5 protein-coding genes are annotated in these 4,738 nt (G+C 67.6%); all 5 read left to right on the forward strand.

The window, feature by feature from the left end:
* Positions 1-362 precede the first annotated feature (362 nt).
* The 5 genes from ACP5E6_RS16230 to ACP5E6_RS16250 all read left to right on the forward strand — a co-directional run bounded on the left by ACP5E6_RS16230 (position 363) and on the right by ACP5E6_RS16250 (position 4,736).
* Positions 363-1,532: an FAD-dependent oxidoreductase gene (locus ACP5E6_RS16230; protein ID WP_427955838.1), complete on the forward strand. Its 1,170-nt coding sequence runs from the start codon at positions 363-365 to the stop codon at positions 1,530-1,532.
* A gap of 78 nt (positions 1,533-1,610) precedes the next feature.
* Positions 1,611-1,739 (forward strand): hypothetical protein, encoded by a 129-nt coding sequence (locus tag ACP5E6_RS16235; protein WP_427955840.1) that lies wholly within the window; start codon positions 1,611-1,613, stop codon positions 1,737-1,739.
* Positions 1,740-1,921: 182 nt separating this feature from the next.
* The gene (locus ACP5E6_RS16240) at positions 1,922-2,086 is read left to right on the forward strand and encodes a hypothetical protein (protein ID WP_427955842.1); all 165 of its coding nucleotides are present in this window, start codon (positions 1,922-1,924) and stop codon (positions 2,084-2,086) included.
* Positions 2,083-3,195 (forward strand): efflux RND transporter periplasmic adaptor subunit, encoded by a 1,113-nt coding sequence (locus tag ACP5E6_RS16245; RefSeq protein ID WP_427955844.1) that lies wholly within the window; start codon positions 2,083-2,085, stop codon positions 3,193-3,195. Before ACP5E6_RS16240 ends, ACP5E6_RS16245 begins: the two co-directional genes overlap by 4 nt.
* Positions 3,192-4,736, forward strand: coding sequence for a DHA2 family efflux MFS transporter permease subunit (locus ACP5E6_RS16250; RefSeq protein ID WP_427955845.1), 1,545 nt, complete (start codon positions 3,192-3,194; stop codon positions 4,734-4,736). The genes ACP5E6_RS16245 and ACP5E6_RS16250 overlap by 4 nt, the downstream gene beginning before the upstream one ends.
* Positions 4,737-4,738 lie beyond the last annotated feature (2 nt).

Genomic DNA, 4,738 nt, shown 5'->3' on the forward strand with positions numbered 1-4,738 from the left:
GTATGGAACCGGTTCCAGCGCAGGTTCGACAGCGTGTCGAGCATCGCATTGTCGGTCTGCGGCGGGGCGGCTGGTCGGGGCATCGGCGGTCCTTGCGTTGGTTGGGTCGGGCGATACGGCGGTCCGCCGCCGCTGGTCACGGGACGGGGAGGCGCGATCATCCCTCACGGTTCATGCGGTGTCGATGGTCGGCTCTCGCGGGTGGGCGGAAAAATCGGACGGGGCGATGAGCTGACCCCGGCGGGGGTTGATCGGGGGGTGCCGGCTTGGCGGCGCGTGATCCGATCACAGATAGGCTATATGATAAATGACAATGGTGACGCCATGACCCCCTTCCGGCCGCGACCCGGAGCAGGATTTTGGTGTCGCGCGTGACCGTCTCCCTGCCGGTCGCGGGACGGCTGGTGCTGGTCGGTGGCGGGCATAGCCATGTCGAGGTGCTGCGGCGCTTCGGCCTCGATCGGCTGGCTGGCGCGCAGGTGAGCGTGATCGGGCGGGATCGGCACACGCCCTATTCCGGGATGCTGCCGGGTCTGATCGCCGGGCAGTATGAGTTCGACGACGCGCATATCGACCTCGCGCGGCTGTGCCGGTTTGCCGGTGCGGCGTTCCGGCATGACGAGGCGATCGGGCTCGATCTCGACCTTGGGGTGGTGCTGTGCCGCGCGGGGCCGCCGGTTGCGTTTGATGTGCTCTCGATCAATATCGGGTCGTCGCCATGGCTCGGCAATGTGCCGGGGGCGGCGGAGCATGCCGTCGCGGTCAAGCCGATCGGGCGGTTTCTCGAGGCGTGGACGGCATTGTGCGATCGGGTGATGGCGGGCACCGGGCCGGTGCGGATCGCCGTGGTCGGGGCCGGGGCCGGTGGGGTGGAGATGGTGCTCGCGATGCAGGTGCGGTTGCGGGCGCTGCTCGCGGCGGCGGGGCGGGACGATCGGCGGATCGGCTACACGCTGATCGGGCAGGCGGATCATGTGCTGCCGGGCCATGAAGCCGCGGTACGACGGCGGTTCACGCGGGTTCTGCGCGAGCGGTCGATCCGCGTGATCACCGGGCAGGCGATCGTCGCGGTCGAGAATCGGGTGGTGCGGTGCGCGGATGGCGGACGTCATGATTTCGATGAAATTCTGTTCGTGACCAGCGCCGGGGCGGCGCCATGGCTGGGGTCATCCGGGCTTGCGCTGGATGCGCGGGGGTTCATCAAGGTTGATGCGACGCTGCGGTCGGTCTCGGATGAGCGGGTGTTCGCGGCGGGGGATATCGCCACGGTGGTCGGGCATGAACGGCCGAAATCCGGCGTGTTCGCGGTGCGCCAGGGCAAGCCGCTGGCGGCTAATCTGCGGCGGGCTTTGGCCGGTGAGACGCTGCGGGCGTTTCAGCCGCAGCGTGACGCGCTGGCGCTGATCGGCACCGGGGATGGCTCTGCGGTGGCGGCGCGGGGGCGCTGGAGTGTCGAGGGGCGGCTGGTCTGGCGCTGGAAGGACTGGATCGATCGGCGGTTCATGCGGCGCTATCAGGCGTTGCCGATGTGATACCCATCACAGCACCGGGCGGCGGCGGGGGGTAGAACGGGGTCATCGACAATGACCGTTCCAGCCAGGAGATTTCCAATGAGCCCGATCGCCGCCCTGACCCTGAATATCCGCCGCATCGCCATTCGCGCGCTGGGCTTCGCCCCGTTCGTCGCGGCGGTTCTGCTGACGCTCGACCTCGGTCACGCCGTGGTGCCGATGATCTGATCGCGCCCGGGGTGATCACTTTTCCGCATCGGGGTGAGCTGTTTTTTGTTCTATGCGGCGAAATCGGTGTCGTTTACGCCTGAGCCAGGGGTCATCGTTCGTTTCGCCGGCATCAGCGTTCCGTTTCCCGATACAGATCATCGCGCAGAGTCCGTGCTCGACGCCGGGCAGGGGAGTTTCACATGGATCTTCAGATTTTCAACGCTGATTTCATTGACATCAAGACGCCGCTCCGTTCGCCGGCCGATCCGGCGCAGGACGAGCGGGTTGCCCGCGTGCGCGCGGCGGCGGATGGGCGCGAGCGGGCGGGTACTGTTGCCGCGGCGGGCGAGGAGACCGGGCGGTGAGCAGCGATGTTTCCGACCGCGCGGTCGGTTTGCCTGGCGGTGCCGCCGTGCGGCCGCGGGCGCGGGGGGTCAAACGGGCGGTGCTGATCGGCGCCGGGCTGGTGCTGCTGGCGGGGGCGGCGCGCTATGGCGATCAATGGTGGCGGGTCGGCCGCTTCGTGATGACCACCGATGATGCCTATGTGGGCGGCAATGTGACGCCGCTGGCGGCGCATGTGTCGGGTTTCGTCGCGGCGATTCCGGTCGGTGATAATGATTATGTCCATCGTGGCCAGGTGGTGCTGCGGCTCGAGGCGAATGATCTGACGGCGGCGGTGACGCGGGCCGAAGCGCTGGTGTCGCAGCGGCGGGCCGCCGTCGCCGCGTTGCAGGCGCGCTATGCTGCCCAGCACGCGGTGATCGCCGAGGCGGCGGCGGAGCTCGCGGCGAGGCAGGCCGCCGCGCAATTCGCCGTCAGCACCGCCACGCGCTATCGTCACCTCGGGGGCGGCGATGCGGCTTCGGCCGAGGATGTCCAGCGCTCGGCCGAAGCCGCGGCGGTGGCCGGGGCAGCGGTCAGCGCGGCGCAGGCGCGGTTGGTGGCGGCGCGTCAGACGCTTGCGGTGCTCGCCACCGAGATCACCGCGGCCCAGGCGGTTGTGACCGCCGCCGAGGCGGATCTGCGGATGGCGCGGATCGCGCGGGGCTATGCCACCATCACCGCGCCGATCGATGGGTATGTCGCGGATCGTTACGCCCAGCGGGGCGCCTTCGTCGCGGCGGGAACGACGTTGCTTTCGATCGTGCCGGCGCATCGTTTGTGGGTGGATGCGAATTTCAAGGAGGATGATCTCGCGCGGATCCGGCCGGGCGATCCGGCGCGGATCGTGGCCGATGAATTGCCGGGCCGGGTGTTCCATGGTCGTGTCGTTAGTCTCGCGCCGGCGACCGGGGCGATTTTCAGCGTGATTCCGCCGCAGAACGCGACCGGTAATTTTACCAAGATCGTCCAGCGGGTGCCGGTGCGGATCGCGCTCGATGGCGCGGCGCGGACCCTTGGCCTGTTGCGGCCGGGCTTGTCGACGACCGTCAGCGTCGATACCAGGACGGGTCCGGTCCGCGACCAATGAGGGACGGCGCGTCCCCGAAGCGCGTGCTGCTGCCGTTTTCGGTCATGTGCGTCGGTTATTTCATGGCGCTGCTCGATATTCAGATCGTCGCCTCCTCGCTCGCTTCGATCGGGGGCGGGTTGTCGGCGGGGCGGGATCAGATCAGCTGGGTGCAGACCGCCTATCTGATCGCGGAGATCATTGTGGTGCCGCTGTCGGGCTGGCTGACCCGGCTGTGCTCGACCCGCTGGCTGTTCGCCGGTTCGGCGCTCGGCTTCACCGTGGCGAGCCTGTTGTGCGGGATGGCCTGGAACATGCAGAGCATGATCGTGTTTCGCGCGTTGCAGGGATTGCTCGGCGCCTCGATGATCCCGACGGTCTATACGACGGCGTTTCATTATTTTCAGGGGCATCGGCGGCTGATCGCCTCGGCGGTGATCGGCGTGCTCGCCTCGCTCGCGCCCGCGCTCGGGCCGGTGGTGGGCGGATTGATCACCGATACGCTGGGCTGGCGCTGGCTGTTCATGATCAACCTGATCCCCGGCCTGTGTGTGGCGATCGGGGTTGCCCTGCTCGTCGATGTCGACCGGGCGGATGCGGGCGAGGCGCGCCATGCCGATTATCCCGGCATTGTGCTGATGGCGCTGGGGCTCGGCACGCTGGAATATGTGCTCGAGGACGGCGCGCGGTGGAACTGGTTCAGCGATGCGACGATCCGGACCTGCGCCATGGTTTCGGCGGTCAGCGCGGTGCTGTTCGTGATCCGCAGCCTGAGTTTCGCGACACCGGTGGTTGATTTGCGGGCGTTGCGCAACCGCAATTTTCTGATCGCGTGCCTCCTGTCGCTGGTGACCGGGGTGGGGGTGTTTTCGACGATTTATCTGACGCCGCTGTTTTTGGGGTATGTGCGCGATTTTTCGGCGTGGCAGACCGGTATCGCGGTTGCGGCCACCGGCATCGCCTCGCTGGCGGGGGTGCCGCTGTATGTCGTGCTTGGCCGGCGGGTCGATCTGCGCTGGCTGATGCTGGGGGGGTTGATCAGTTTCGGCCTCGCGACCTGGCAGTTCAGTTTCATCACGCATGACTGGGGCGGGCGGCAATTGCTGGTGCCGCAGATTCTGCGGGGGTTGCCGCAGATTTTCGTGGTGGCGCCGGCGATCACCCTCGGCCTCGGGGCGTTGCCGGCGGAGCGGCTGAAATATGCCTCCGGCCTGTTCAACATGATGCGCAATCTGGGCGGGGCGATCGGCATCGCGGTGTCGGGGGCGATTTTGAACGATCAGACCAACCGGCATTTTATGATGATCGCCGGGACGCTGACGCCGTCGAATCAGGCGATGGACCAGGTGCTGCACGGCATCACCACGCGGCTGGCCCCGGTGCTCGGCTCGGCCCATGCCAGCCATCAGGCCGCGCTGCGCTGGCTGTATGCGACGGCCTATCGGGAAGCCTCGACCATGGCGTTTGCCGATGCGTTCCGGGCGATCATGCTGATGTTCATGCTGGTGACGCCGCTGGTGCTGCTGCTGCGCAAGGCGAACGCGCCGGTCGAGCCGGGCTGAGC

This window comes from Acidiphilium sp. (assembly GCF_049977125.1).
Lineage (GTDB): Bacteria > Pseudomonadota > Alphaproteobacteria > Acetobacterales > Acetobacteraceae > Acidiphilium.